Origin of the sequence: Planococcus chinensis, from assembly GCF_020071995.1 — a bacterium.
Lineage (GTDB): Bacteria > Bacillota > Bacilli > Bacillales_A > Planococcaceae > Planococcus > Planococcus chinensis_A.
On sequence record NZ_JABWTK010000002.1, the window covers coordinates 464866 to 488189 of the forward strand.

General features: G+C 46.6%; 21 protein-coding genes. 5 read left to right on the forward strand and 16 right to left on the reverse strand.

The features are described 5' to 3' along the window. The first annotated feature begins 246 nt into the window (after positions 1–246). The gene (locus tag HU147_RS05270) at positions 247–1245 is read left to right on the forward strand and encodes a GNAT family N-acetyltransferase (protein ID WP_224075247.1); all 999 of its coding nucleotides are present in this window, start codon (positions 247–249) and stop codon (positions 1243–1245) included. Positions 1246–1289: 44 nt separating this feature from the next. Here the strand turns inward: HU147_RS05270 and HU147_RS05275 are convergent, their stop codons facing one another. The 5 genes from HU147_RS05275 to HU147_RS05295 form a co-directional block, all read right to left on the reverse strand. Next, complete coding sequence (locus HU147_RS05275; RefSeq protein WP_224075248.1) at positions 1290–2309, reverse strand: GNAT family N-acetyltransferase; 1020 nt, start codon at positions 2307–2309, stop codon at positions 1290–1292. 293 nt (positions 2310–2602) lie between these two features. Next, the gene (locus HU147_RS05280) at positions 2603–3169 is read right to left on the reverse strand and encodes a DUF1269 domain-containing protein (protein ID WP_224075249.1); all 567 of its coding nucleotides are present in this window, start codon (positions 3167–3169) and stop codon (positions 2603–2605) included. Between the two features lie 90 nt (positions 3170–3259). After that, positions 3260–3688 carry a VanZ family protein gene (locus HU147_RS05285; RefSeq protein ID WP_224075250.1) on the reverse strand — a complete coding sequence of 143 codons (429 nt, stop codon included), beginning with the start codon at positions 3686–3688 and terminating at the stop codon, positions 3260–3262. A gap of 252 nt (positions 3689–3940) precedes the next feature. After that, the gene (locus HU147_RS05290; RefSeq protein WP_224075251.1) at positions 3941–4408 is read right to left on the reverse strand and encodes a VanZ family protein; all 468 of its coding nucleotides are present in this window, start codon (positions 4406–4408) and stop codon (positions 3941–3943) included. Between the two features lie 248 nt (positions 4409–4656). Then, a complete protein-coding gene (locus HU147_RS05295) occupies positions 4657–6213 on the reverse strand; it encodes an S-layer homology domain-containing protein (protein WP_224075252.1) in 1557 nt (518 codons plus the stop codon). Positions 6214–6303: 90 nt separating this feature from the next. Between HU147_RS05295 and HU147_RS05300 the strand changes: the two genes are divergently transcribed. Then, on the forward strand, positions 6304–6444 hold the full coding sequence (locus tag HU147_RS05300; RefSeq protein ID WP_224075253.1) for a hypothetical protein: 141 nt from the start codon (positions 6304–6306) through the stop codon (positions 6442–6444). A 227-nt stretch (positions 6445–6671) separates the two neighbouring features. Here HU147_RS05300 and HU147_RS05305 read toward each other — a convergent pair whose 3' ends face one another. The 8 genes from HU147_RS05305 to HU147_RS05340 all read right to left on the reverse strand — a co-directional run bounded on the left by HU147_RS05305 (position 6672) and on the right by HU147_RS05340 (position 17565). Then, on the reverse strand, positions 6672–8198 hold the full coding sequence (locus tag HU147_RS05305; RefSeq protein WP_224075254.1) for a glycoside hydrolase family 55 protein: 1527 nt from the start codon (positions 8196–8198) through the stop codon (positions 6672–6674). A 113-nt stretch (positions 8199–8311) separates the two neighbouring features. After that, on the reverse strand, positions 8312–8689 hold the full coding sequence (locus tag HU147_RS05310; RefSeq protein ID WP_224075255.1) for a hypothetical protein: 378 nt from the start codon (positions 8687–8689) through the stop codon (positions 8312–8314). Between the two features lie 75 nt (positions 8690–8764). Continuing rightward, complete coding sequence (locus HU147_RS05315) at positions 8765–9829, reverse strand: S-layer homology domain-containing protein (RefSeq protein WP_224075256.1); 1065 nt, start codon at positions 9827–9829, stop codon at positions 8765–8767. A gap of 50 nt (positions 9830–9879) precedes the next feature. Then, positions 9880–10941, reverse strand: a complete 1062-nt coding sequence (locus tag HU147_RS05320; protein ID WP_224075257.1) for an S-layer homology domain-containing protein — start codon at positions 10939–10941, stop codon at positions 9880–9882. 161 nt (positions 10942–11102) lie between these two features. Further along, entirely contained in the window at positions 11103–12182 is a 1080-nt protein-coding gene (locus HU147_RS05325; protein WP_224075258.1) for a D-alanyl-D-alanine carboxypeptidase family protein, read from the reverse strand. A gap of 223 nt (positions 12183–12405) precedes the next feature. Continuing rightward, the gene (locus HU147_RS05330) at positions 12406–13923 is read right to left on the reverse strand and encodes a glycoside hydrolase family 55 protein (RefSeq protein WP_224075259.1); all 1518 of its coding nucleotides are present in this window, start codon (positions 13921–13923) and stop codon (positions 12406–12408) included. 514 nt (positions 13924–14437) lie between these two features. Continuing rightward, positions 14438–16171: a DNA/RNA non-specific endonuclease gene (locus HU147_RS05335; RefSeq protein ID WP_224075260.1), complete on the reverse strand. Its 1734-nt coding sequence runs from the start codon at positions 16169–16171 to the stop codon at positions 14438–14440. Positions 16172–16353: 182 nt separating this feature from the next. After that, the gene (locus tag HU147_RS05340) at positions 16354–17565 is read right to left on the reverse strand and encodes a MalY/PatB family protein (protein WP_224075261.1); all 1212 of its coding nucleotides are present in this window, start codon (positions 17563–17565) and stop codon (positions 16354–16356) included. A 250-nt stretch (positions 17566–17815) separates the two neighbouring features. Between HU147_RS05340 and HU147_RS05345 the strand changes: the two genes are divergently transcribed. After that, positions 17816–18640, forward strand: coding sequence for an aldo/keto reductase (locus tag HU147_RS05345; protein ID WP_224075262.1), 825 nt, complete (start codon positions 17816–17818; stop codon positions 18638–18640). Positions 18641–18664: 24 nt separating this feature from the next. Here HU147_RS05345 and HU147_RS05350 read toward each other — a convergent pair whose 3' ends face one another. After that, a complete protein-coding gene (locus HU147_RS05350) occupies positions 18665–18928 on the reverse strand; it encodes a hypothetical protein (protein ID WP_224075263.1) in 264 nt (87 codons plus the stop codon). A gap of 85 nt (positions 18929–19013) precedes the next feature. On the opposite strand from HU147_RS05350, the gene HU147_RS05355 reads away from it, so the two are divergent. After that, positions 19014–19748 (forward strand): nuclease-related domain-containing protein, encoded by a 735-nt coding sequence (locus HU147_RS05355; protein ID WP_224075264.1) that lies wholly within the window; start codon positions 19014–19016, stop codon positions 19746–19748. Positions 19749–19845: 97 nt separating this feature from the next. Here the strand turns inward: HU147_RS05355 and HU147_RS05360 are convergent, their stop codons facing one another. Together HU147_RS05360 and HU147_RS05365 are read right to left on the reverse strand one after the other, a co-directional pair. Continuing rightward, complete coding sequence (locus HU147_RS05360) at positions 19846–20268, reverse strand: CBS domain-containing protein (RefSeq protein ID WP_224075265.1); 423 nt, start codon at positions 20266–20268, stop codon at positions 19846–19848. Between the two features lie 330 nt (positions 20269–20598). After that, positions 20599–22053: an amidase family protein gene (locus HU147_RS05365; RefSeq protein ID WP_224075266.1), complete on the reverse strand. Its 1455-nt coding sequence runs from the start codon at positions 22051–22053 to the stop codon at positions 20599–20601. 193 nt (positions 22054–22246) lie between these two features. On the opposite strand from HU147_RS05365, the gene HU147_RS05370 reads away from it, so the two are divergent. Beyond that, positions 22247–23302 (forward strand): mechanosensitive ion channel family protein, encoded by a 1056-nt coding sequence (locus HU147_RS05370; protein ID WP_224075267.1) that lies wholly within the window; start codon positions 22247–22249, stop codon positions 23300–23302. Positions 23303–23324: the final 22 nt, after the last annotated feature.

The window sequence follows — 23324 nt, forward strand, 5'->3', positions numbered from 1 at the left end:
TTCAGCAAATGAATGTATTACTAATTTACCAGCTGTATTCTTGAATGTCAATATATTATCTGAATTTTTAAACTTATTTACCTTATAATTTTATTAAATTGGATTAATATTCCTAATCGTATATCAGTAAAACGAAAATTTTTAGAATCTAATATTTTTATACCTCTTGTTTTTTTAACCTTTTTTTAACAATCTACTAATAGAATTAGTCTAGCAATATTGATTCAGTTTAAGGAGGAAGAACACATGGCAGTCAAGTCGAAAGTACAAGTGCCGGATATCTTTTTTATGCCGGAATGGGGCAAAGCATACGAAAGCCAAGATCATGGCGAGAGCAGAGTATTTGAAGTAAAAAATGCACTGGGACATATTTTTTATCCTTTTGTCCTAAGGCCCATTCCAATTTTGGCTGGTGAAACGCTTTACTACGACACTGTTACGCCTTTCGGGCAGAGTGGACCGATCATCCTTAAATGCCAGTCCGGCAAGAAAGCCGAGCTTATCGCTTTGTTTGACCGGGAGTTTCAAGCTTATTGCATACAGAACAATATCATTGCTGAATATATCCGTTTCAATGCATGGCTGAATAATATAGAAGACTTCAAAGATATTTACAGCATTGATAACCGCGGCATTACGATGTATATCGACTTGAAGGTCCAGGATTTTTTTATGGAAGAATTCAAATCGCATACTCGCCAGCAAGTCCGGCGTGCCTTAAAAAACAATGTGCACATCGAATATGATTTCACAGGAGAAAGCGTTGCTGAATTTCACCGGCTGTACCAAGTAATGGCGAAACGAAACAACGTGCCCGCCTATTACATGTTTTCAGAAGAACTTTTGAGAAAGTCTTTTGAACTTCTGGAGGGCAAACAGTTTATCGTTTACGTAAAACACGAAGACGTGGCAATTTCCGCGGCTCTGTTTGTCCATCACGGCGACTACCTCCACTATCATTTAGCCGCAAACGATCCGGCGTATTTCCACTTAGCTGGAAACAGCTTATTGATAAACGAGGGATGTCGTTGGGGCGTTGAGCATGGCAAGAAAGAATTGCATCTTGGCGGTGCATCCACAGAAGCGCTTTATCGTTTCAAATGCGGTTTTACCAAAACAGAACCACTAAACATTTTGACCGGCAAAAAAATCAGAAACCCTGAAGCCTATCAACTGCTCTCCGATATCAAAGCAAGAAACGAGGGAATTGAAAACCCTTCACATTTCCCAATGTACAGAGGCTAAAGTGCACAAAAGAACCTTCCGCTATCAATAGCGGAAGGTTCTTTTCATCCCTGCACATTCTGTATTTCATTGTAGGTTTCGGTTTCTTTGGAGCGGTATGCCGGGAAAAATTCAGTTTCAAAAACCGTGCCGGCAGCTTCACAAACTTTATCATAAACGGCCGGATTCCAAACTTTGCGGCCGACATAAAACTCAAAATCCGTGTTTTGTCCAAATTTTTTCTTAAACAAATAGAGGCTATCGTCCGGTCTGTTGCTGGTGCCTCCGCCTGCATGGATCAAGTCGGCGCCCTGCTCTTTCCCCCACACCGCAATTCCATATGTCATCACGTAGACCGGAGAAAGATGATGGAATTCAGACAAGGTGCCGGATAAATGGGTATGAATCATATTATTATAGAAGAAATGCAGCTCCGCCCCAATTACCTGCCCCTCATACAAAGCCTCAACAAGTACGATTTTATCGCCGAAATACTGCAAACATTGGGAGAAATAAGCTTCATCAAAATAATAATACGTATCGGCTCCAATGCGTTTCATATTGATATGGTAAATTTCCTTAAACAGGTCCAAGCTTTTTGGATTCACGGTCACCCGGTAATCAACCCCGTTTCGCATCGCATGACGGATATTTTTTCGAGTGGATTTGGAAAACTCCGATTGAATTGGGTCCACATAATCCCGAAGGTTCGTGCCGACTGTTTTGCGCGTAAAAATGACTTCGTAACAATCCGTGAAGTCGTGGGCATTGCCAAGTACTGGATGGAACCGGACAAACTCAGAAATGATTTTTTCGTCCAAACAATACTTTTGGAAAGCTGTTTTGAATTCCTGTACCAGCTCTGCTTTATCAGCGTTTTCTCCGCATATAATAACGGGTCCGCCGTAGCCATATGGAGTGACGATGTCATAGTATGTCTCGCCGCCAATCCGGATCGGAACTTCCCGCTTAATGAAAAGATGCCTAACAGTTCCAAGCGGATGATTAAATGTAAACACTTCAGACACGCCATTCTCAATTTCCTCGTAGAGCTTGCCATAATTCTTTTCAAAAAATATATCCATGTCTCTTATCCCTCATTCCCGCAATATTATTGCCTGTACCCATTACCGTAAGTTTCTGTATGAATGCCAGGACGACAGACTTAATAGATTTTAAAATATTTAGATTTATTAATCAGTTATACCTATTACCTTACACCGCTTTTCATCTGTTTTCAATAAGTAAATTTCTAAATATTTGTAATTTTCAATTCCCATTATCAAATTTCTCTTTTACTAAAAAATTGGCTCTCTACTGCTGGCAGATAAGACAGCGTGAGAGCCAAGAAAAAGTTTGCTAAATCCAAGCTAAATCATTAATCGGTAGATGAAAAACGCTTCTTTAAGGCTTCAAATTCTTCTTTGAATTTGCTGCGGTATTCCTTTACTCGGTCCTGCCGGTGTTCCGAACGCGCTTTCCGCATATCCTGCTTGGCCTGCTCCTGAAGTTTCCGCTCCACTTCCCGGGCATGGTCCACTTCTTCGAGAATGTCACTTGCATAGTAGCGCACCGTAACCACATCAAATTTCTCCAAAAGGCGGTCATAAAATTCTTCGTTTTGCTCTTGAGCAACAACTACCAGCGCCACATCCTGTTCTTTCATCCGCGAGGTGATCGCTGTGATCATGCTTGCTTCTTCTTCCGCTTCCTCGGCGTCTTTAGCCAGCCCTGCCACAGAACCAATCCCTGCCCCCAGCAGCATGCTTAGCGGTCCTCCCAAAAGGCCGACCAATGCACCAATCAAACTGCCTTTCCACGTATCGTCCCGTGTCCGTTTTCCGGTATCGAATCCGTCCTGAAACAGAATCTGGCCATTCGACTTTTTCAATAACGCTGTCTGAGACAGCACAAATTGGTCGGCGATTTCGCTTCTTTTCTTCAATTCCGATAAAGCCTAATAAGCTTCGCTTTCCACTTCAAAATAACTGATGATGACATTTTCCATAAAAATTGCCTCCTCTATTTTGAATTGCTAATAGGAATTCTTCACGGATGCCTTTCCTGCAGCGGCCATTCGGCAAATGCTGTACGCCAAAAGAATTCCCAAGACATCGATTCCCGCATCAAACATTCGGCCGTCCCGTTCGAAAAACAATTGCAGGATTTCAGTAAAAAGGGCAAATGCCGCCGTTGCCATTAAAGCCGTTTCTTTTTTCTTTAGCCAATTCAAGACCAGTACATAAAGCAGCGCAAAAGACAGGAAGTGGCCGATTTTTTGAATGGCATAAAAACTGTCGCTAAAATCAATGTCGTCAAAGCGCAGAAACTCCGAGAACTCCGGCGTCAAATCAAAACTGAAATTGATTTCCTGTTGGAATAGAAAAGCGGCTGCATCATTCGTGCACGTTGCGACAAGTATGGTTAAAGACCAGATCAATACAAAAAGCAGCTTTCGGGTCATAGCCAGCCCTCCTCTCTATTTGCTTATTCAAAAAAACAGATGAGTTTTCTCCAATAGATGACAAGCAGAGCGAAAATGTTGAAATCCATCCCTCTCTCTTTATGTCTACCCTCCTATATAAATAACTAAATTACATAATTTTTAAACATATACGCATACTATATTCATGCAAAAAGAAAATTAGATGAAAATTGGCTTGTTTCTGAAAAGATTGAAACAAAAAAACTCTTCCTAAATCGGAAGAGTTTTTTCTTATCCTTGGACCTGTTGGCGGTGAAATACTTTTTGCTTGTTTCTTCTCAACATTTTTCCAGTGAGCCAGTAGAAGATGATTCCTACAAATGCACCCGAACTGTCAATCATCACATCGCGGACTTCGCCGCTGCGCCCCGCAATGAATAATTGATGAAACTCATCAGACATCGCGTACAAGACGCATATGCCAACTGCTAAGCAGATTCTTCTAAAGCTTTGGACACCGCTTTCTCTGAGGGCATGGATGACCAAGACCCCTAAAATGAGATAAATGAAAAAATGAGCATTTTTTCGGACGATGTGTTCGAACTGATCAAAGTCGGCTTCTGCAACAGGCAGTACTTGTTCCACTGTTTCCATGACGATTTCGGTTATGCCTGAGCTCATTTCACCTGATTCCGAAGCCGGCTGGTGTGACAATGAGAAAATCAGCCCCATCCAAAGGAGTACGGCTGTCCAAGACATTATTTTACGTGTAGACAAATTCTTCAATTTCCATTCCCCGCATCGCCATTTATTTCTTAACGCTGATTATAGCACCTTTCCCTAAATCTTAAAATGTAACTAAGCAGAAGTTGTGTTTTACTTCGACGGATTCTCTAAAAAAGAGTAAATAAAAATAAACTATCCTTGAATTGCTTAGGTGCCGGCTACGCAAACAGTTTCAGTCACAAAAAAGAACGCCCGCTTGGACGCTCTGGAATGGCTTTCATTTACTCTACATTGAAATAAATTTTCTCTATTCCTAAATACGAGTACGACGACTTGCCGAATTTCACTTTAGTCAGAGCTAATAGGACATCCGAGTCCTCATCGTAAAACAGGGATTGGACATCGCCGTATGTGGTGATCTGGTAACTGCTCTGCAAAGATGGAAAGTCATAAGCATAAATCAGCTTCAAATTTCGGGAAGTGTACAACTCTCCCGCCTCCATGTCCACTGCGGAACTGATGAAGCTCCGGTCCAGCGAACCGAGATAGCCGAGTGTATTGGTGCTGTAAATGTGTCCATAGCCATTCAAAAGATATTTGCCGTCCGGGCTGATGCTAAGATCAGGGGACATATCGAAATCGCCATGATACGGCGAGTCCACCGGCGGCTGAAGCTTGCCGTCTACAATATCATAAGAGGCTATATCGCGCGGCGAAATCTGTGTTGAAATAGTAAGCAGTTTTTTCTGGTCAGGGGTAAGGGCGAGCAGCCCCAGCATGTAAATGGACTGTGCAGATGAAATGGCACCATTTTTTGAATCATAACCGACAACCAAGGTATGCTGGTTGGAACCGCCGGAAATGAACACCTGTCCCTGGTCGGTCGCTTCAATATCAAATGGATCCAGTTCAAGATGCCAGATGTTTGAAAGCTTTAAAGAACGAGCATCGTAAACCGCATAAGCGCCTGTTTCCGGTACCCAATCGGTCCAATAAGTATGCGCCATTTTATGCTGGGTCACATACACTTTGCCATTTGCATAAGCGAGCCTTTCTGCGCGGTATGGAAGTTCTGCAAAATCCATCTCATACGTTTCATAATTGTAAGACACTAAACGATTCGACAAGCCGTCTATCATATAAAGAATCGGTTTTTTATGGTCTTTTACCACATCCAGCACCTGCAGATTTAATGAGTCTTCGAGAAATGTATCTGCTACTGCCGGTGAATAAGGTTTAAAACCTGGATTGAGAACGCGGGCCAAAAATGCGGCAAACTGGCCGCGGTTAATGGTTACATTAGGACGAAATGTACCGTCCGGGTACCCGTTTGTTACATTATTGGCAGCTAGTGCAGAAATATAAGGTTCACTCCAGGACTTCGGTGATACATCGGGAAATCCTGCCGGATACATGCCGCCAAGTTCGTAAGCATTCACCAGCACTTTCGACATTTCAGCACGCGTCATCTTGCCGTTTGGATCGAATTTTTTATTGCCTTTCCCTGAAATGATCCCCAGTTCTGTAGCAAAAGCGACTTCCGCGTATCCCATGTCCCCGGGCTTGATATCCGTAAACCCGGGATTTTTTATGTTTTCCTTTTCTATTCCTAAATCGCGCATAATCATCATAACTGCCTGAACCCGCAAGATAGGGGCTTCCGGACGGTACGTACCGTCCGGATAGCCGTTGATGATTTTCAACCCTGTCAAATACCTGATTTCTTCTTTAAAGTTGCTTACATCCTTGAATCCAGCTGCTGACACTTGCTGAATCGATGAAAAAACCAATATGAATAGAACCAAAGACACCAGCACCTGCTTCACGAACTTGTCCAAAGCTTCCCCTCCATTCTTCTATGCAATTAGATCAACTTTCTGTTGTTTCTAATTGAACAAAAAAATCTTATTCAGCTGAATTTTATTCATTTGAACCGTGAACAAGAATCCAGACAGTTATCTAAGGTGGGGGATAAACTTCGGCAAACTGCCGGGAAAAATGATGCTGTAGAAAATCTAGATGGAGTAAAAGAGTTGTTTTACAGCGTAGCAGTTGATTGTATAAACTGATATATTGGCCTATTCTCTAACTATCCATCTATCCACCCCTTTCCCATAACTGAAACCCAATAAATGGATTTGCTAAACTATATTCGCTAAAGTCCATCTGAACCCTTTAAATTTCTTAGCTCCCGCAAACTTAATTGTGCAGGTGCCAGGCACAGGCACAATTTCTACACAAGAAAAGCAGCGGCTCAGAATGAGCCGCTGCTTAAGGTTACCTCGTCCTTTACGCTTTATATCAGCGGCATCGTATGCGACACCATCCAGCTTTCCAGGCTTCGGCTGTAGTAAGCCGTAATTTTATATCCGACTCCTGCCGGTGCTTCAACGCCGACTCTTCCAGGTTTGTTGTTCACTTTTGCGAAGTCGCAAATGACCTGTACCGGCTGGCCGTTGCTGTTTTCCACATAAATCTCCAGTTCTTCTTTAAAGCGATGCTTCGGCGGAGCCGGCAAATTGATGATAGGCGAGCCGAGCAGGTTTCCTGCTTGATTGACCGTAATACGGGCGGTTTCTGCTGTATTGGATGCAAAATTGCGGGTTGTTTCATTGATGAAATTATAAAAGCGCCCGTTATGGAGCACGCTCGTCGTTTCATAGTCGAAGGGCTGGTCCCTCAGGGAAGCAATCGAAGCGACGCCCCCTGCTGTGCCGTCCACTGGTTCTGCAAGCAAGGGTTCAATGATGCTGAGGCCTGACGGATAATCCAAAATGACATTGGCGTAGCCATTCGCTTCAAAATAAGCATGATTGATCGTACTCGAATATGCTGGAGTCGTATTGATCATGCCTGAACCGATATGGATGCCGGCGATGCCATTCGCATCGAAATTACCGCCTTGCACGTTATGGCCATATAGCCCTCTTACAACAAGCCCCGCTCCGGCATTGCCGACAAAATGGCAGTCGTAGATGCCGTAGACATTGTTGTCGCTGCCCCGGTCCGTCTGCAGGCCCGAGCCGATATGGATTTTGTATTCGGTGCCGGAACGAAAAGCATTTTTCAAAGCAGGTGATACAGTGACGCTGTTCCTGCTCACTGAATTGATATGGTAAACCGAACCCGGTCCGCTGCCGATTTTGATATATGCGCCGACATGGACATCGCTTGACTCAGGGTTGAAACGGGAAAAACTGATTTTGTCCCCGGCTCCACTGCCGTCGCTCCCTGTGACCACCGTGCCGTTTTGTTCGAATTTGCAGGCTTGGTCAAACACACACAGATTGTTATTGCCTTCTTCCGTAATCTGCAGCCCATGGACTTTCGCCCAGCTGAATGACACGTTCGAGAAGGTTTTGTTGCGGATATTGCTCGCCAGCATGCAAACTTTCGCATGTTGGACCGAACCGTTAAACGGATCGCTCCCTTTGAAAGTCATGCCTTTGATGTGTCCATCGCCTCCGCGCATGCGGACCATATAATCCATAGGGGCTGAAGGAACGATGATGGTCGTTTTATCGCTGTAGCCGACCCACGACACCGCTTTTTCTTCGTCGGTCACCGGCACTTCAAGCGGCTTGGAAATGCGGTACTGGCCTGGCGGGAAAAACAGCGTACCGCCGCCTTTGGCGTTATAGGCAAAAGCGATGGCTTGCTGCAATGCCCGCCAGTCGTCCGCGTCGTCATCGCCTTTGGCTCCAAATGCTTTGACGTTGAACGTTTTATCCGGCCGCTCACTGAACGTCACTTCGTCGGCCATTTTCCTCAATCTATTTGCTGTCGCAAGTGCCTGCTTCTCTTTTTTGTTTCCGAATGCCATCTAAATGCCCACTCCCCTGCTGTCATTCACCGACTAAAGACCCGCTGTTGTGCTATTGATACATATTCAATAAACTCTTCGAAAGTCCTGCTCAGTTCTTAAGTTTTTCTCTTTTAAAAAGGCAGATCTTCCAGCCGGCTTCTATGCGACTCTTTTTCCTGCTGCTCCAGAAATTCACTGAATTGTTCCCACATATGATACCGGGGATCTACCGTCTCGTGCGAAGCAAACAATTCGGCCATGAATTTACCAAAAGAGTCCGGCCGGGCTTCATGGTCCCACACCAAATTGAAATTCCTGCTGTAAGTGACACGATTGAAATTGCCGAAGGTCTGCGTCAGCGTGCCCACCAGCATGCGGATTTTCGAGATATGCGGTTTCTCCATAAAGCGGTTGCTGCTGTAAACCAATCCATCGCGGTCGATCAGCCGCACATTAAACGACAGCTCATAATCTTCAAGCACCAGCACCAAATTATTCTTTCCAAGCATACGGCACCTCCTGGGAATAAAATACGAAACAGCCCAATTTCCAGAAAAATTCTGGAACCGGGCTGAATCCTTTCATTATTCAACATCAATCAATTCATTCGAAACTGTTCCATCCGCTTCAATCCACTTGACCATCGCGAATCCTTCCACCATATAGTATTTTCCGCCACTCTGCGTTGTGACTTCGACCACGTTGGTGAAGGTCTTGTACTCGGTCTCGACAGTTTCGCCAACTCCTGTGATGGTGTAAAAGTATGGTACGGGAGAGTGGTCGCTCGTTATAAATTTTTTGCCCACTTGAACCGGATAAGCTAAATAAAAACTTTGCTCTGAATAAGGAAAACCGTTGGCAAAAAGCTCATAGTTTTCGTACTCCAGTTCCGGATAGGCGTCTTCGCCAATACGGGTTTCCCAGACAAATTCCGTTCCTGGACCGATAACGGCAGGAACACTGACAAACCGGTCCACTGCCAGTTGCCCTTCTCCATCCCGGTACGTATAGGTTTTGGTTTTGTCCCGCTGGTAGGAACGTCCGATTTTGACATCATTTTTAAATTTCGGCTCCAGTGCACGGGCAAGCATTGCCGAAAATTCTCCGCGTGTGGTTTGGAGATTCGGGCGGAACGTATTATCCGGATAACCGTAGGAAATGCTTGCAGCCGCTAATCGGCAAACGGCATCGTGGTAATAAGCTTCGTCCGCGACATCGTTATAGCCGAAATGGAAAATAAAATTCAATCCGAAAACCCGCCCGATCATAATCGCCAGATCGCCGCGGTTTACCGGTTCATCCGGCCGGAATGTACCGTCCGGAAACCCAAGGATATAGCTCGCTTTTGCTGCTTCTGCGATGGAGCCGCTGGCAAAGTGGTCTGCCGGAACATCCGGAAATGCAGCAGCCTTTTTTGTACCATCTAAGCCCTTTAAACGGACGAACATGACAGCCGCTTCCGCGCGCGTTACGAAGGCGTCGGGCTGCACCGTCCCATCGGGATAACTTTTAATAATGCCTTTCTCCATCAAGTAATTGATTTCCTCATAAAACGGATGGCTGCCGGGCAAGTCCGTGGCGGCATTTGCTGTTGATAAAGGTAAAAACAGGGATAACACAATGGCGACGGGAATCAATGCCTTTTTCATGTCCTCCATCCCCTTAGTTTAGAATGCCTTGCCGGCAGCCGTAATATCAATCACTTAACGTTCACCAGCTCACTCTCGACTCTTCCTTGTGCATTAATTGATTTTACTGTTGAAAAACCTTCCACCATATAATACTTCAAGCCGCTTTCCGTCGTTACTTCCGTTGCATTCGTAAAAGTTCTGTATTGCGTTCTGACGGTTTTATTGACCCCCGTGATCGTGTTCGTGATAGTTTCATCGCCAAGCCCGGTATCAAAGGTTTTGCCGACGTGGACCGGATAAACGAGCGCCAGGTCATATTCGGAATACGGGTAGCCGAAAGCGAACATCTGGTAATTCTCAAGCTCCAGGTATTCGTAGACATCCCCGTCCACTCGGACCGTCCATATGAAACCGTAGGCCAAGCCGCCGCGGTCCGGCACATCAACGAAACGGTGGACTGCTGTTGTTCCATCCGACATCCGGTAGGTATACGTTTTCGTTTTATCTTTTTGGTAGGACCGCGCAATGCGTGCGTCATTTTTGAATTTCGGTTCCAGGCCGCGTGCCAGGAATGCGGCAAACTGGCCGCGCGTCACTTCCTGCCGCGGGCGGAACGTGTTGTCGGAATAGCCGATCGTGATATTGGCCGCCAGCAGTTTGCTGATGGCTTCTGCATAATAGGCATTTTGCGGAACATCCTTGAACGAATGATTAAAGGTGAGGCCTAGACTGAATACCCGCTCGACCACCACAGCCATCTCGCCGCGGTTAATCGGCGAATTCGGGCGGTAGAGGCCATTCCCATCCCCACGGATATACCCCGCTTTTGCCGCTTCTGCGATAAAACCGCTAGCAAAATGGCTCGCAGGCACATCACGGAACGGCGTCACTTTTTGCGCACCATCGAGCCCTTTCAGCCGTCCGATCATGACAGCCGCCTCAGCCCGCGTCACAACCGCATCCGGCCGGACCGTACCGTCCGGGTACCCCCGGATTACGCCTTTCTCCATCAAGTAATCGATTTCTTCATAAAATTGGTGGTTCTCCGGCATATCCGGAGCAGCACCGGCAACAGGCAGAACCAGCAGCAGCGACATCACAAGAACAAGGGGACTCATCAGCTTTTTCATATCGACACTCCTTTCAGTTTCCCATTTCCTACTTGCCTCCATTCTAACAATAAAAACTTACTAATATCTATATTATTTACTAAATAATCAGAAATATTTACACAGATTAAAACCGCATCCCATGGACGGATGCGGTTCCTGCTTACTGATCTATTTACCTTTTATTCCTCTGCGATTTCCAAATACTCTTCTAAAGCTTTGCCGCTGTCTTTCACTTTCTCAGCATTCTCAGCACCTAAATAGCGGAAATGCCACGGCTCGTATTGGTAGCCGGTAATGTGTTCCTTGCCTTCCGGATAGCGCAGGATAAAGCCGTATTTATGGGCATTGTCTGCAAGCCACTGGCCTTCTGCCGTATCCGCAAACGACTTGCTCAACCCGGTAGTGGACGTACTGCCAAAATCAAATGCCAGTCCCGCCTGGTGCTCCGAGTGCCCAGCTTTTGCACTGACCGTATCTGCTTGTACTTTGCCGTAGCGATTCACGTAATTATCATACAGGCCGGCCTGGTAGGAATACGAACGGAATCCACTGACGGTTTTAATTGACAGGCCTTGTTCTTTTGCCTCTTCCAACATATCCGAAACGGCTTGTTCCGCTTCCGGAACCACACCTGGATTATAGTCGGATGGCAATGCATACTCCTTATTGACGATCAATATGCCATCGATATAAGTTCCCGGCGTCTCAATAGAAGGCGCCGGATATTTTTCCGCTTTCTCTGTTGGTGCTTTGATGACTTCCAGGTAAGCAGAATTCACATAACCTGTTTGATTGCCGTAGGAAACTTTCACCCAATTGGTTTTTCCGGAAATCAGTTTGACTGTCTCGCCTTCCGGGATTTCCGTAATGATGCCGTATTTTACGCCGGCTCCTTCACGAAGGTTCAATTTATCCACAGTTCGATATTTTTGTGCTGCCGGTTTTTGTACTTCCAATTTTGCCAAGAACTTCGGATTCACATAACCTGTTTCGGCACCATAGCGCACTTTCACCCAGGAGCCGCTTTTTGAAACCAGTTCGACTTGCGCCCCTTTTGGAATGATCATTACCACGGCGGTATCCACTGAAGCACCCGAGCGAAGATTCAAGTTTTCAATTGTATGATATGTATGGGTGGATGCTTCCGCTTGAATTGTGTGATTAAAAGGAAGCCCTTCTCCGAGTGGCGTTACAGTCAACGCCAAAGCCGCTGCCGCACTGGCCAGGCCCGCTTTTCTCAACCAAGATTGATTTTTCATTGCTGGTTCTCTCCTTTTTTCGCCGCCTGGATTTTACACTTCGAAATCCAGTTTCGGCTGCTGTTTTATATTCTTTTTATTTTAATCAATAAAATATTAATAAAACATACTCTTTATATTACCTCTTTTCGCGGGAAAAAACGTGATGCAAGGGGTCTAATTTTTTGCCATACAAAAAAACTGGTGCTCACTTTTCTTAAAGTGGCACCAGTTTTTCAAGTCTTTATAGTTGGACAGGCAAGGTATGCGATACCATCCAGGAAGAATTCCTCGGGCTGTAAAACGCCGTAATGACAAATCCGATGCCAGCCGGCACGAAGATTCCGCGCTCGCCGGGCTGCTTGTTGACCCGGGCATAACTACACACCAGATGCACCGGCTGGCCGCCGCTGTCTTCCACAAAAATCTCAAGCTTTTCTCCGAATTGGTGGCGGGGTACTGGCGGCAGTTGGATAACCGCCGGACTTCTTGCACCTGCCGGACGGTCAATGGCCAGCTGCGAAGTTCCTTCCATCTCGTAAGGAGCACCGCAGTCTGTTTCTGCCACGTAGCCATACTGCCGCCCGTTGTACGAGATGCTCGCCGAGTCAAAATCGAAATAATAGCCGCGCAGCGACGTGATTGAAGCGACGTCGCCCGCTGTTCCGTCGACCGGTTCTGCCAGCAGCGGATCCAGAACGGTAAGGCCGGATGGATAGTCCAGAATTACATTGGCATAGCCGTTGGCTTCAAAATAGGAGTGATTGATCGTATTCGAATAAGCAGGCGTCGTATTGATCATTCCGGAACCGATATGGATGCCAGTGATGCCGTTTGAATCGAAATTGCCTCCTTGAATATGGTGGCCGTATAGACCGCGTACCATGAGCCCTGCTCCTGCATTCCCGACAAAATGGCAGTCGTAAATGCCGTAGACATTGTTGTCGCTGCCGCGGTCTGTCTGCAAGCCGCAGCCGATATGGATGGCGTATTCGCTGTTCTCATCAAGCGGCTGTTTCAAGTCGGGCGATACGGTAATGCGGTCTGAAGTGACTGCGTCAATATGGTAAACCGACCCTTCACCGCTGCCTATTTTCAAATACGCCCCGACATGCACATCGTTCGCTTCCGGATTGAAATCGCGGAATGTTACAGTATCCGCTGAACCGCTGCCGTCTGTCCCTTTTACAATCGTGCCATTCTGCGAGAAAACGCAAAGCCGGTCAAACACGCATAAATTGTTATTGCCTTCGCCGGTAATCTGCAGGCCGTGCACCGCTCCCCAGACAAATGCGGCATTTGAAAATGCCTTGTCGCGGATATTGGTCGCGAGCATGCAGACTTTGGCGTTTTGGGTGTAGCCATTTAGCGGGTCCGTCCCCCGGAACTTGATGCCTTCAATCTTTCCGCCTTCTCCCCGCATCCGGACCAAATAATCCATCGGTTCAGAAGGGGCAATCACGGTCGATTTGGAGCTATGGCCAATCCAGGAAACCGCATTGTCTGTGTCCGGCACTTCCAATGGCCGGCTGATCCGGTACAAGCCCGGCGGGAAAAAAAGCGCTCCCCCTCCCGGCTGCCGGTAAATCACATCAACCGCTTCCTGCAGCGCTTCCCAATCATCCGATGCCCCGTCCCCTTTGGCGCCGAAGCATTTCACATTGTATGTACCATCGGTTGAATTGATATCGCTGCGTGTGTCCAGTTCGCTTTTGCTTGGGCGGTTGCCAAACAGTTTTCCCGATTTCGATTTAAAAGGCATAGCATCCCACTCCTTTAGGCATCATCTTAACTTAAGATTATAGAACTTTCAGAACTCTTTCAATCAAGAAATAATTTAATACGCTTTTTTAATGGATTTCTTCCAGGCCACCTATAGGAAATTGCAGCAATAAAAATCGCTAAGTCCCTGTCATTTTCATATAGTTAATTTCTATCACCGTTTCCAGCGATTTTTATCTATGTTTTTTTGATTTCAATAGCTGTTTTCATAGTTTCTATCGATGTTTTCCGACTTCCTATCAATGTTACCTGAATAGCCAGCTTCTTAAGTTCAAAACACAATTTGAAAAGCCCTTCGCCAAGGCGAAGGGCTCCTTAAAGCCAAAGCGCTTTTTGCTAATGCAAAAAGCAACCAACCCAAAATCTTTACCCCCATTCCGAGTTGTCTTTATCGAGGTAAATTAAATTTCTATCGAAGTTTTCAGAGTTTCTATCGAAGTTTCTCCCATGTCTATCGATGTTTTCCAACGTTCTATCGGTGTTCTCACTAGATATTACAACCGGAGATCTTCCCGGCTCGCAATGACGACTCTTACCGCTGCTTCTGCCAGCGGATCGAAGTTGCGCAACTCCCCAAAACTAAGCCCGGTCAGTTCTTCAATCTGGGCAACTGGCACCTGGTAAGTCTGGAAGTCTCCATAGACAAATTCCAAATCCCCGAGCAAGTTTTCCTGCGACTGCAGGTAAGCAGTCGCAGACAGCGTACTGTCTTCTTTTCGCATAACGGCGACTTTCCAAAACTGTGAAGGAATCTGGCAACCGCGGTACACTACATCACTGTCCCGAAATACCGGCCCGGTAAAGACCGTTACTTTCAAGCCAAAGTCCTCTGCGTTATCCAGTAAATAATTCTCCAGATTGAGCCAGGTTTTCTGGTTGAAGTTCTTGTGCTGCGGCGCACAATTTGTAAAGTGGAACGTGTGCTCATTTGCCCGCACCGCATCGATTCCCCAGTTCGGATCCTGGCGCCTTGTGAGATGTCCGCGGTCAATGTCGTTATTCTTATAGACTTCCGGTCCGACTTGGAATTCTTCGGGAATCCTCGGATCGAAATACCATTTGTCGTTTTCACGTCTTACTTCAATAAGCTGTGTCCCGTCAATATTGACGGCGCTGTAGTACGCGAGTTTTCTCGACCGGCTCATGACAATCGAAAAATGCATGTAATCGAGGATTTTTTTACCGTCTTCCGTTTCCGTAACGTCCGCCTGCTGGCTTTCATTCAAAAGCGGAAGCGGCACTTCTAAATCCTGGCCGAGAAACGCCGGATCATAGCCAGCCGCTCCGCTGTACCACTGCGCTTCGAGTGTACCCACTTCCATGGCCGGCACTGAAGCATCCGGAAGAGCCAAAAGGCCATCGAGCAATTTACGCCCGAAGCCATCTTCTACTTCATTTTGGTGAAGCCTTAGGAACCTTAATATCGAACTGATGCGGATGCCTTCATTGGCAATCCACTCCCCTTCGTTTTCAGGGTGCGGAATGCCCGCATGGTGCAGTGAAACGACCACCCACTGGTCGTTGAAGACCGGCGAGCCGGAAGAGCCGGGTTCGGTGTCGCTGACGTAATGGACAAAATCGGAGGAGATGAATTTGACTTCGTTTTCCCGGATGGTGATCGCTTTCGGCCCGCCTTGCGGATGCTGGATAATCGTCACATATTCGCCTTCAAGGATTTTCCCCGGCTGCGGCAGCAGCGGCAAAAACCCGAAAGCCGATAACTCCACGCCTTCTGAATCCACTTCATGAACTGCCACCAAAGTGAAATCAAGCCCCACATCGGTGATGAACAATTGCTCCGGCGCCAGCCGGAAGGAAACGATTTCCTTTGGCATGAAATTTACATCGTCTTCGTAATTGAACTCCGCTACCGCATACTGCGCTGCATCAAATGTATCAAGCACATGATTGTTCGTCAGAAGAAGAGAAGGCGCCACCATAAACCCGGTGCCGTAGCCTTCAATTTGCCCGCTCCGGTTGCGGATGGAAATGCGGCAGACCGCCTTACTGACATCGAGCCCTGCCTGAAGATGGGCAATCGGAAACAAATCGCTGCGATTGATGATCCGCTCCATCGCCAAATTGTCATGAACATTGATGATGCTGCTGCGGCTCATCATGCGGGACTGCGCATCCTGTGCCGCGGCTGCACTTTGTTTTTCTGCATTAAACTGCAAATACCGTTTTAACGCTTGTTGTTCAATTTGAGCCAGTTTGCTTGTCTGCATAATCCCATCCGCTCCTTTGAGTAAACGAAGTGTTGATGCCGGTTAAATTTCCCTTAAAAAAGTTACAATATTCAATTTATTACCTTCCTATCAATTAGTTTAGCATAATTCCCTTCATTTCCCTTGCTACTAAAGGCGCAAAAAAGCGGTTCTCAACTGATCGTTTGAGAACCGCTTTTCCATTAGTTTTCGACAGTGCTGGTTACCGGTAAATCCTTGAATTCTTTCGCAATCCGCTCGAGCGCTTCTTGGATCAGCGGACGCGGCGACGGAATGCAGATGCGCTGATACAGCAAGCCTTCCTCGCCGAACATGCCGCCGTCTTCGAGGAGCACATTGGCTTTATTGTAAATGCGGTCGTGGATTTCTTCAGCATTGATGCCGTAGCCGCTGAAGTCGAGCCACAAGACGTACGTCCCTTCCGGAATATAGACTTTCACTTGTGGCATTTCTTTTGCGAAAAAGTCTTTGACGTATTGCATCGTGCCGTCGATATATTCTTTCAACTGCTCAAGCCAGTCTTCTCCTTCGTTATAGACAGCAATCAATGCTGCTACGGTAAACGGAGATGGCAGCTGCATGCCCATTTCGGTGGCAAAAGTGGCACGCAAGTCTTCGTTCTGGATGATGACGTTCGTACAATGCAAGCCCGCTACATTGAAGGTTTTGTTGATGGCCGTCAACGTAATCAAGTTATCGGTATTGCCTGCAGCTTTTGCCATCGGGATAAACTTCTGGTCTTTGCGGATCAGATCGCCATGGATTTCATCCGCCACAATCAGGACATCATGGCGTGCACAGATTTCCGCCATCTTGCGCAGCTCTTCAGGTGTAAAAACGCGACCCGTCGGATTATGCGGATGGCACAGGATGAACATTTTCGTGTTTTCGTCTTTCGCCTTTTCTTCAAAGTCCTCAAAATCGATTGTGTAATGCAAGTCGTCTCCTGCCACGAGCGCGCTGTTGACGACGACCCGTTCGTTCCCTTCAATCGCACCGGTGAACGGCGGATAAACCGGCCGTTGGATCAAAATGCCGTCGCCAGGCTTTGTGAAGGCTTTGACTGCAACATTCAGCGCATGAACCGTGCCCGGGCTGAAAACGATGTCTTTCTTGCTCACTTTCCAATCGTGGCGTTTCAAGAACCATGATTCAATCGCTTCGTAATATTCTTCCGGGAATACCGTATAGCCGAAAATCCGGTGGTCGACTGTTTTATGTAGGGCATCCACCAAAGGCTGCGGCACCGGCAAGTCCATGTCCGCTGTAAACAGCGGGATTGTGTCTTCATCGTAGCGCTCGGTCAAACCGAATTCCTTGATCAAGTCAGCACCGTCCCACTTTAAGGAATACGTGCCTCGGCGGTTGATCATCTCATCAAAATTGTATTTCATGTCGCAACTTCCTTTCGTCTTAATCTCTCTTTAGTGTAACGCAACTAGTCTTTCATTACCCCACACCGTGCTTTGCTAAGCCGTGAACCGCTCTTTTACTACTTCAATAAAGCTTTCCATTTCCCCTGTAGCTTATAAAATAAATTAATACTTCTGAAGTCGGAATAAATGCATGAATAAGGGTTACTCTTTATACTAGAAGGGTATTCTTTATTGCAATGCAAATTATCAGACAAAGGGGACATGCAAAATGGAATTTGTGACGTTAAACAATGGATTGAAAATGCCGCAGCTCGGCTTCGGCGTTTGGCAAGTGCCGGATGACCAGGCAACTGCTGCCGTAGCGAAAGCCATCGAATCCGGCTACCGCTCGATCGATACCGCAATGATTTATAAAAATGAAAAAGGCGTCGGACAAGCCATCAAAGATTCCGGAGTAGCGCGCGAGGAATTGTTTATCACGACGAAAGTCTGGAACAGCGATCAGGGCTACGATAATGCGCTTCGCGCTTTTGATGAGAGCTTAGAACGTTTAGGCCTCGATTACGTCGACCTATACTTGATCCACTGGCCAACACCGAACTTCGACGAGTATGTCGATACATACAAAGCCCTTGAAAAGCTTTATAAAGACGGCCGCGTCAAAGCGATCGGCGTCTGCAACTTTGAAATCGAGCATTTGGAGCGTCTGCTTTCCGAATGTGAAGTAGTGCCTGTCTTGAACCAGATCGAGTGCCATCCGTACCTGGCACAAAACGATTTGAAAGAATTCTGTGCGAAGCACGATATTTTCGTCGAAGCTTGGAGCCCGCTTGACCAGGGCGGCGAAGTGCTGCAGGACGAAGTCGTGAAACAAATTGCACAAGCCCATGGCAAATCGCCGGCACAAGTCGTTCTGCGCTGGCACCTGCAAAACAACACAATCGTCATTCCAAAATCCGTGACACCGTCGCGCATCGAAGAAAACTTCCAAGTATTCGATTTCGAGCTGTCCGAAGATGAAATGGAACAGATCAACGGATTGAACAAAGACCGCCGCAAAGGCTCGCATCCGAACGAAATGCATGTACGTTAAGCATACTAGTGAAAAGCCCGTTCTTTAGAAGAACGGGTTTTTTAACGTTTCAAAATGGAAAAACGCCTGATGGCTTTGGGCTGTGTGAGCACCTTCAGGAGGCAGGACATAGGATTTTATGCGAATGTCGATAGAACTTCTATTAACATCGATAGAAAGTTGAAAAACACCGATAGAAATGGGAGAAACATCGATAGAAAGTAAAATTACATCGATAAGACCGGACAAAAACACTGATAAAGATTTTGGCTTGCCAGAAGAACAACTATAGAAAGTGAATAATTCCATTTAATTTCAAAAATTCCCCAATACTCTTCCAATATAAGTAATAAAATGTGATAATAGGACTAAACAATATACCTACGAGGTGCCTATGTCATTTTTCATTTTATGTTTCATGATTATTTTAGCAGCCGTCTTGAATTCTCCCATTGCGAAAGGATTCGTTGGTGAACTGGGCGTCCGCTTCGCCTTAAGCAAGCTAGACAAAGAAGATTTTCGGGTTCTGCACAACATCACATTAAGTGACGGAAAGAAAACCACCCAAATAGACCATGTGGTGATCGGACGGACCGGCATTTTTGTAATTGAGACAAAGAATTACAAAGGCTGGATTTTCGGTTCGGAAAACAGCGCCAAATGGACGCAGACCATCTACAATTCCAAACGGCAGTTCCAAAATCCGATCCGCCAAAACTATGGGCATATCAAGATGCTAGAACATTATTTCCCGGGCTATAAACAACCGATGGTCTCCATCATCAGTTTTTCCGGCAATAGTACGTTGAAGAAAGTGGACGTAGCTTCCCCTCACGTGCACGTCATCCATACTGCCGGCCTTGCACGCATAATCCGCTCCTATCAGGAAACTCTTCTGACAAAGCCGGCCATTGCCGCATTTGCGGAGCATTTGGTAAAAGCCAATATCAAGGATTTCAAAGCGAAAAAACAGCATGTACAGACCATTAAAGAAACGCAGCAACAGAAAAAAAGGCAGCTCTTTGCCAATACCTGTCCAAATTGCGGAAGCCCGCTTGTCTCTCGAGTCGGAAAACACGGCAATTTTAAAGGATGTTCGTCTTTTCCGAACTGCCGGTTTACTGCATAATATTCGGAAGGAATGGAAAATGAAGCCAGACAAAAACCACGCTCAACTAAAAATGAGCGTGGTTTTCATGTATTATTCAACAGTTTGTTTTCAATCCTTAGCTTGGTTCAGCCGGTTTTGAAATATCTTCAATCGCAGCGCCTGCGTGCATATCTGATGGGTCTTTTACAGCTACGTCTCCAAGAGAAACAATGCCAAGGAGTTTGTCGCCTTCTACAATCGGCAAGCGGCGGATTTGATGTTCAGCCATCAAGTCGCTCGCTTCTTCTAAATCCATATCCGGTCTGCCCGTAACGAGATCCGATGACAGAATCTGGCGCACCGGCGTATCCAACGAAAATTGTGCCGCGATACCGCGTATGACGAGATCACGGTCAGTGATGATTCCTGCAAGCCGGCCATTATCAACAACCGGAATCGAACCCACATCCCAATCCAGCATCATTCCTGCGATTTCTTGCAGTGTGGCATCCATTGTGCATGTTTGTACATCCGTTGTCATAATCTCTGTTACTTTCATGATTTGTTGCCTCCTTTTAGTTTTTCCAACTAGCCGTAAGCGGTGTTCATGAAGTTCAAGATGCAAAACAAAACAATCGTCTAAGCAGACCCTCAGCTTCTTCAAGACCGTTCTGAATTACCGGGCCAAAAACAAGCATTTTTTATTCATGCGGATTATTTTATCAAAGGGTTCAATGACTGGATTCATCCGCCACCTCCTCTAATTTCACACCTATACTGTTCCCGCTTCTATTTCGCATAAACTGCTCCCTAAGCCTCAAAATTCCTCATCAAAATGCAGCCCCGCTTAAATCATTGGATTTTAAGCGGGGCTGCATCGGGCTGTCTATTATTCAAATTTCGGCGCCACACGTTTTTTCGTCGCCTGCTCATAACTATACGCCAGTTCAATCAAACGCGGTTCGCTCCAAGCGAGTCCGCTGAAGGTTACTCCAACCGGTACTCCTTTGCTCGTGTATCCTGCCGGCACGGTAATCGACGGATAACCCGCTCTAGCCGGTTTTGCCGCACCGCGGTTGTTCTGGAACAAGAGTGCATCCAAGCCATACTCTGCCATCACCTGATCGATGCCTTCCGTAGTGGACATTCTAAGATCGATTTCCCGGTGCTCCAAATAAACCGGATCTGCCGGGTCGTCGCTCAACGACTCAGCTTTTTCAAGAATCGCCTGTCCGAACTTCATGCGCGTGTCCGGGTCCTGCTTGTTGAATTCGATAACGTCCGCAAGCGACTTCACCGGCACGTCTTCCGGAACCGTGTTCAAATAGGCGTTGACGCCCCGTTTGAACTCGTACCACATGACGTCCGATTCGAATTCCTGCCGCGGAATCGACACTTCCACGACGATTGCTCCCTGTGCTTCCATTTCCGCCATCGCTTCTTCGATGATGACGCGTTCTTCCGGTTCTTTGTCGTTCAGGTAGCTGTAATCGATTCCGATTCTGGCTCCCGACAGGCCGTCCACCTTCAAATGAGCGGTGTAATCCGTCAATCCTTTTCCGACACTCTGTTCTGTCGCCGGGTCCCGCTCATCCACTCCTGTCAAAACGCCGAGCGTAATGGCTGCATCTGCCACTGTACGCGCCATCGGGCCTGCTGTATCCTGGCTTTCCGCAATCGGAATGATGCCCGTGCGGCTCACCAAACCGACGGTCGGCTTGATGCCGACAATCGAATTGGCACTTGCCGGACTTAAGATGGACCCCGAGGTTTCCGTACCGATGCCCACCACCGCAAAGTTCGAGGCGATGCTTGCGCCTGTTCCGGAACTTGAACCGCCGACACTGCCTGCTTCAAACACTCCCACACCGTAAGGGTTTTGCACCTGTCCTCCAAGTCCGCTATAGCCGCTCGGCGCATTTTCCATGGACATAAAGTAAGCCCATTCGCTCAAATTGACTTTGCCCAAGATGATCGCTCCCGCCTGACGCAATTGCGAAGCGACAAAGGCGTCCTCAATCGCAAAGTTATCCTTCAAGGCAATAGCGCCGGCCGTTGTCGGCATATCGTCCGTCGTGTTGATATTGTCTTTCACCAGGACGGGAATTCCGTACAGCGGCCCTTGCCCTTCCTGTCCGCGCATGCTGTCGAGCTCTTCAGCTATTTTCAAGGCATCCGGATTAATGCTCAATACTGAATTGATTTTCGGTCCATTCTTATCGTACATCTCGATCCGGTCCAAATAAGTCTGGACAAGTTCAACGGATGTCAGCACTTCTTCTTCAAACGCTTGCTGAATGACTTTGATCGTTGCTTCTTCTATTTCGAATGCGATTTTTTCCATAGATGACTGCCCCTGTTCTATTCATAATTTCTTTTGTCCGCTTACTTCTCTTATTATAATTATTTATTTCGAAATTAGAACTAAAATTCGCACGATAGCGAATATTATTATCTTTAACCGAATTCCCTTTGTTTGAAAATATCCCCAAAGGGAAAAATCATATTACTACCGCAGTTTGAAATGGGGAAACCGCATGAACAACCAATTATTCGAAGGCGTCGAGTTTTTGCAGAACCTTTCGTTAGGGGAATTGTTCCTGTTCTTTGTGTATATTGCAGTGATTTTTGCCGTAAAGTCATTGCTGGTCTTTGTGCTGGAAAACTTTATCCCTTCAAAGCGGTTCAAAACCCGGATCTTCCCTGTGCTGGAAGACTTGTTAAACTGGCTCGCCATTTACGGCGCCATCCTATTCTTTCTGTTTTATTTTTCAAAGGAACAATGGCTCTTTGATCCGTTTTATGAAACAGAAGGTGTCAAAGTATCGGTTTTCCTGATTGTAGTGGTTGCCATAATTGTCAATTTTGCGAGCCGCCTGGTCAAAGCGTTCAATAAATACGTCATGCCATTCATTTATGAACAGTTCGATGTCGATATCGGCATGAGCTATACCATTAACCGCCTCATTTATTACATTGTCATGTTCATTGCGCTGGCGGTCAGTTTTACAACCGTTGGCTTGGACTTGACCGCACTTGGTGTCGTCTTCAGTGTCCTGGGCATCGGGATCGGCTTCGGAATGCGGAACATCGCCGCCAATTTCGTCTCGGGGCTCATCATTCTATTTGAACGTCCGATGGAAGTCGGCGAACTGGTGGAAATCGACAATAAAATCGGACGCATTTCAAGAATCACGCTCCGGTCCACCATCATCGAAACCTTAAAAGAAGGAACACTCGTTGTACCGAACCAGCACTTTATCGAACAGATTGTCAAAAACCGCTCCAGCGCCAAACTTTTTGCCCGGGTGATTGTTAGTGTCGCCTACGGCAGCGATACAGAACAAGTGGAGCAGCTGCTCCAGCAGGCGGCTGAAAGTGAAATGATGAAAATGGCCGGTGTCCCCAACGAACCGGCCGAAGTTCGCTTTGTCGATTTCCGCAACTCGGCGCTCGCCTTTGAAGTGGAAGTGCGTGTCACCGATGTGGAGATGAAAGAAAAGCTCGAAAGCCGGATTCGCCATGCCATCGCTGCCAACCTTGTCAAAAGCGACATTAAACTGGCGCAAATTCCAATGGTTCAAAACCCATAAAACCCGGATTCGGACGCTGCTA

What these genes read in the sequence shown, in the direction of transcription:
- HU147_RS05365 (WP_224075266.1), bottom strand. Translation starts at nt 22,053, where the DNA reads ATGGAAAAAATCGCATTCGAAATAGAAGAAGCAACGATCAAAGTCATT.
- HU147_RS05350 (WP_224075263.1), bottom strand. Translation starts at nt 18,928, where the DNA reads ATGGAATTATTCACTTTCTATAGTTGTTCTTCTGGCAAGCCAAAATCT.
- HU147_RS05340 (WP_224075261.1), bottom strand. Translation starts at nt 17,565, where the DNA reads ATGAAATACAATTTTGATGAGATGATCAACCGCCGAGGCACGTATTCC.
- HU147_RS05290 (WP_224075251.1), bottom strand. Translation starts at nt 4,408, where the DNA reads ATGTCTTGGACAGCCGTACTCCTTTGGATGGGGCTGATTTTCTCATTG.
- HU147_RS05285 (WP_224075250.1), bottom strand. Translation starts at nt 3,688, where the DNA reads ATGACCCGAAAGCTGCTTTTTGTATTGATCTGGTCTTTAACCATACTT.
- HU147_RS05320 (WP_224075257.1), bottom strand. Translation starts at nt 10,941, where the DNA reads ATGAAAAAGCTGATGAGTCCCCTTGTTCTTGTGATGTCGCTGCTGCTG.
- HU147_RS05315 (WP_224075256.1), bottom strand. Translation starts at nt 9,829, where the DNA reads ATGAAAAAGGCATTGATTCCCGTCGCCATTGTGTTATCCCTGTTTTTA.
- HU147_RS05360 (WP_224075265.1), bottom strand. Translation starts at nt 20,268, where the DNA reads ATGAAAGTAACAGAGATTATGACAACGGATGTACAAACATGCACAATG.
- HU147_RS05310 (WP_224075255.1), bottom strand. Translation starts at nt 8,689, where the DNA reads ATGCTTGGAAAGAATAATTTGGTGCTGGTGCTTGAAGATTATGAGCTG.
- HU147_RS05270 (WP_224075247.1), top strand. Translation starts at nt 247, where the DNA reads ATGGCAGTCAAGTCGAAAGTACAAGTGCCGGATATCTTTTTTATGCCG.
- HU147_RS05305 (WP_224075254.1), bottom strand. Translation starts at nt 8,198, where the DNA reads ATGGCATTCGGAAACAAAAAAGAGAAGCAGGCACTTGCGACAGCAAAT.
- HU147_RS05370 (WP_224075267.1), top strand. Translation starts at nt 22,247, where the DNA reads ATGAACAACCAATTATTCGAAGGCGTCGAGTTTTTGCAGAACCTTTCG.
- HU147_RS05325 (WP_224075258.1), bottom strand. Translation starts at nt 12,182, where the DNA reads ATGAAAAATCAATCTTGGTTGAGAAAAGCGGGCCTGGCCAGTGCGGCA.
- HU147_RS05345 (WP_224075262.1), top strand. Translation starts at nt 17,816, where the DNA reads ATGGAATTTGTGACGTTAAACAATGGATTGAAAATGCCGCAGCTCGGC.
- HU147_RS05330 (WP_224075259.1), bottom strand. Translation starts at nt 13,923, where the DNA reads ATGCCTTTTAAATCGAAATCGGGAAAACTGTTTGGCAACCGCCCAAGC.
- HU147_RS05335 (WP_224075260.1), bottom strand. Translation starts at nt 16,171, where the DNA reads ATGCAGACAAGCAAACTGGCTCAAATTGAACAACAAGCGTTAAAACGG.
- HU147_RS05275 (WP_224075248.1), bottom strand. Translation starts at nt 2,309, where the DNA reads ATGGATATATTTTTTGAAAAGAATTATGGCAAGCTCTACGAGGAAATT.
- HU147_RS05355 (WP_224075264.1), top strand. Translation starts at nt 19,014, where the DNA reads ATGTCATTTTTCATTTTATGTTTCATGATTATTTTAGCAGCCGTCTTG.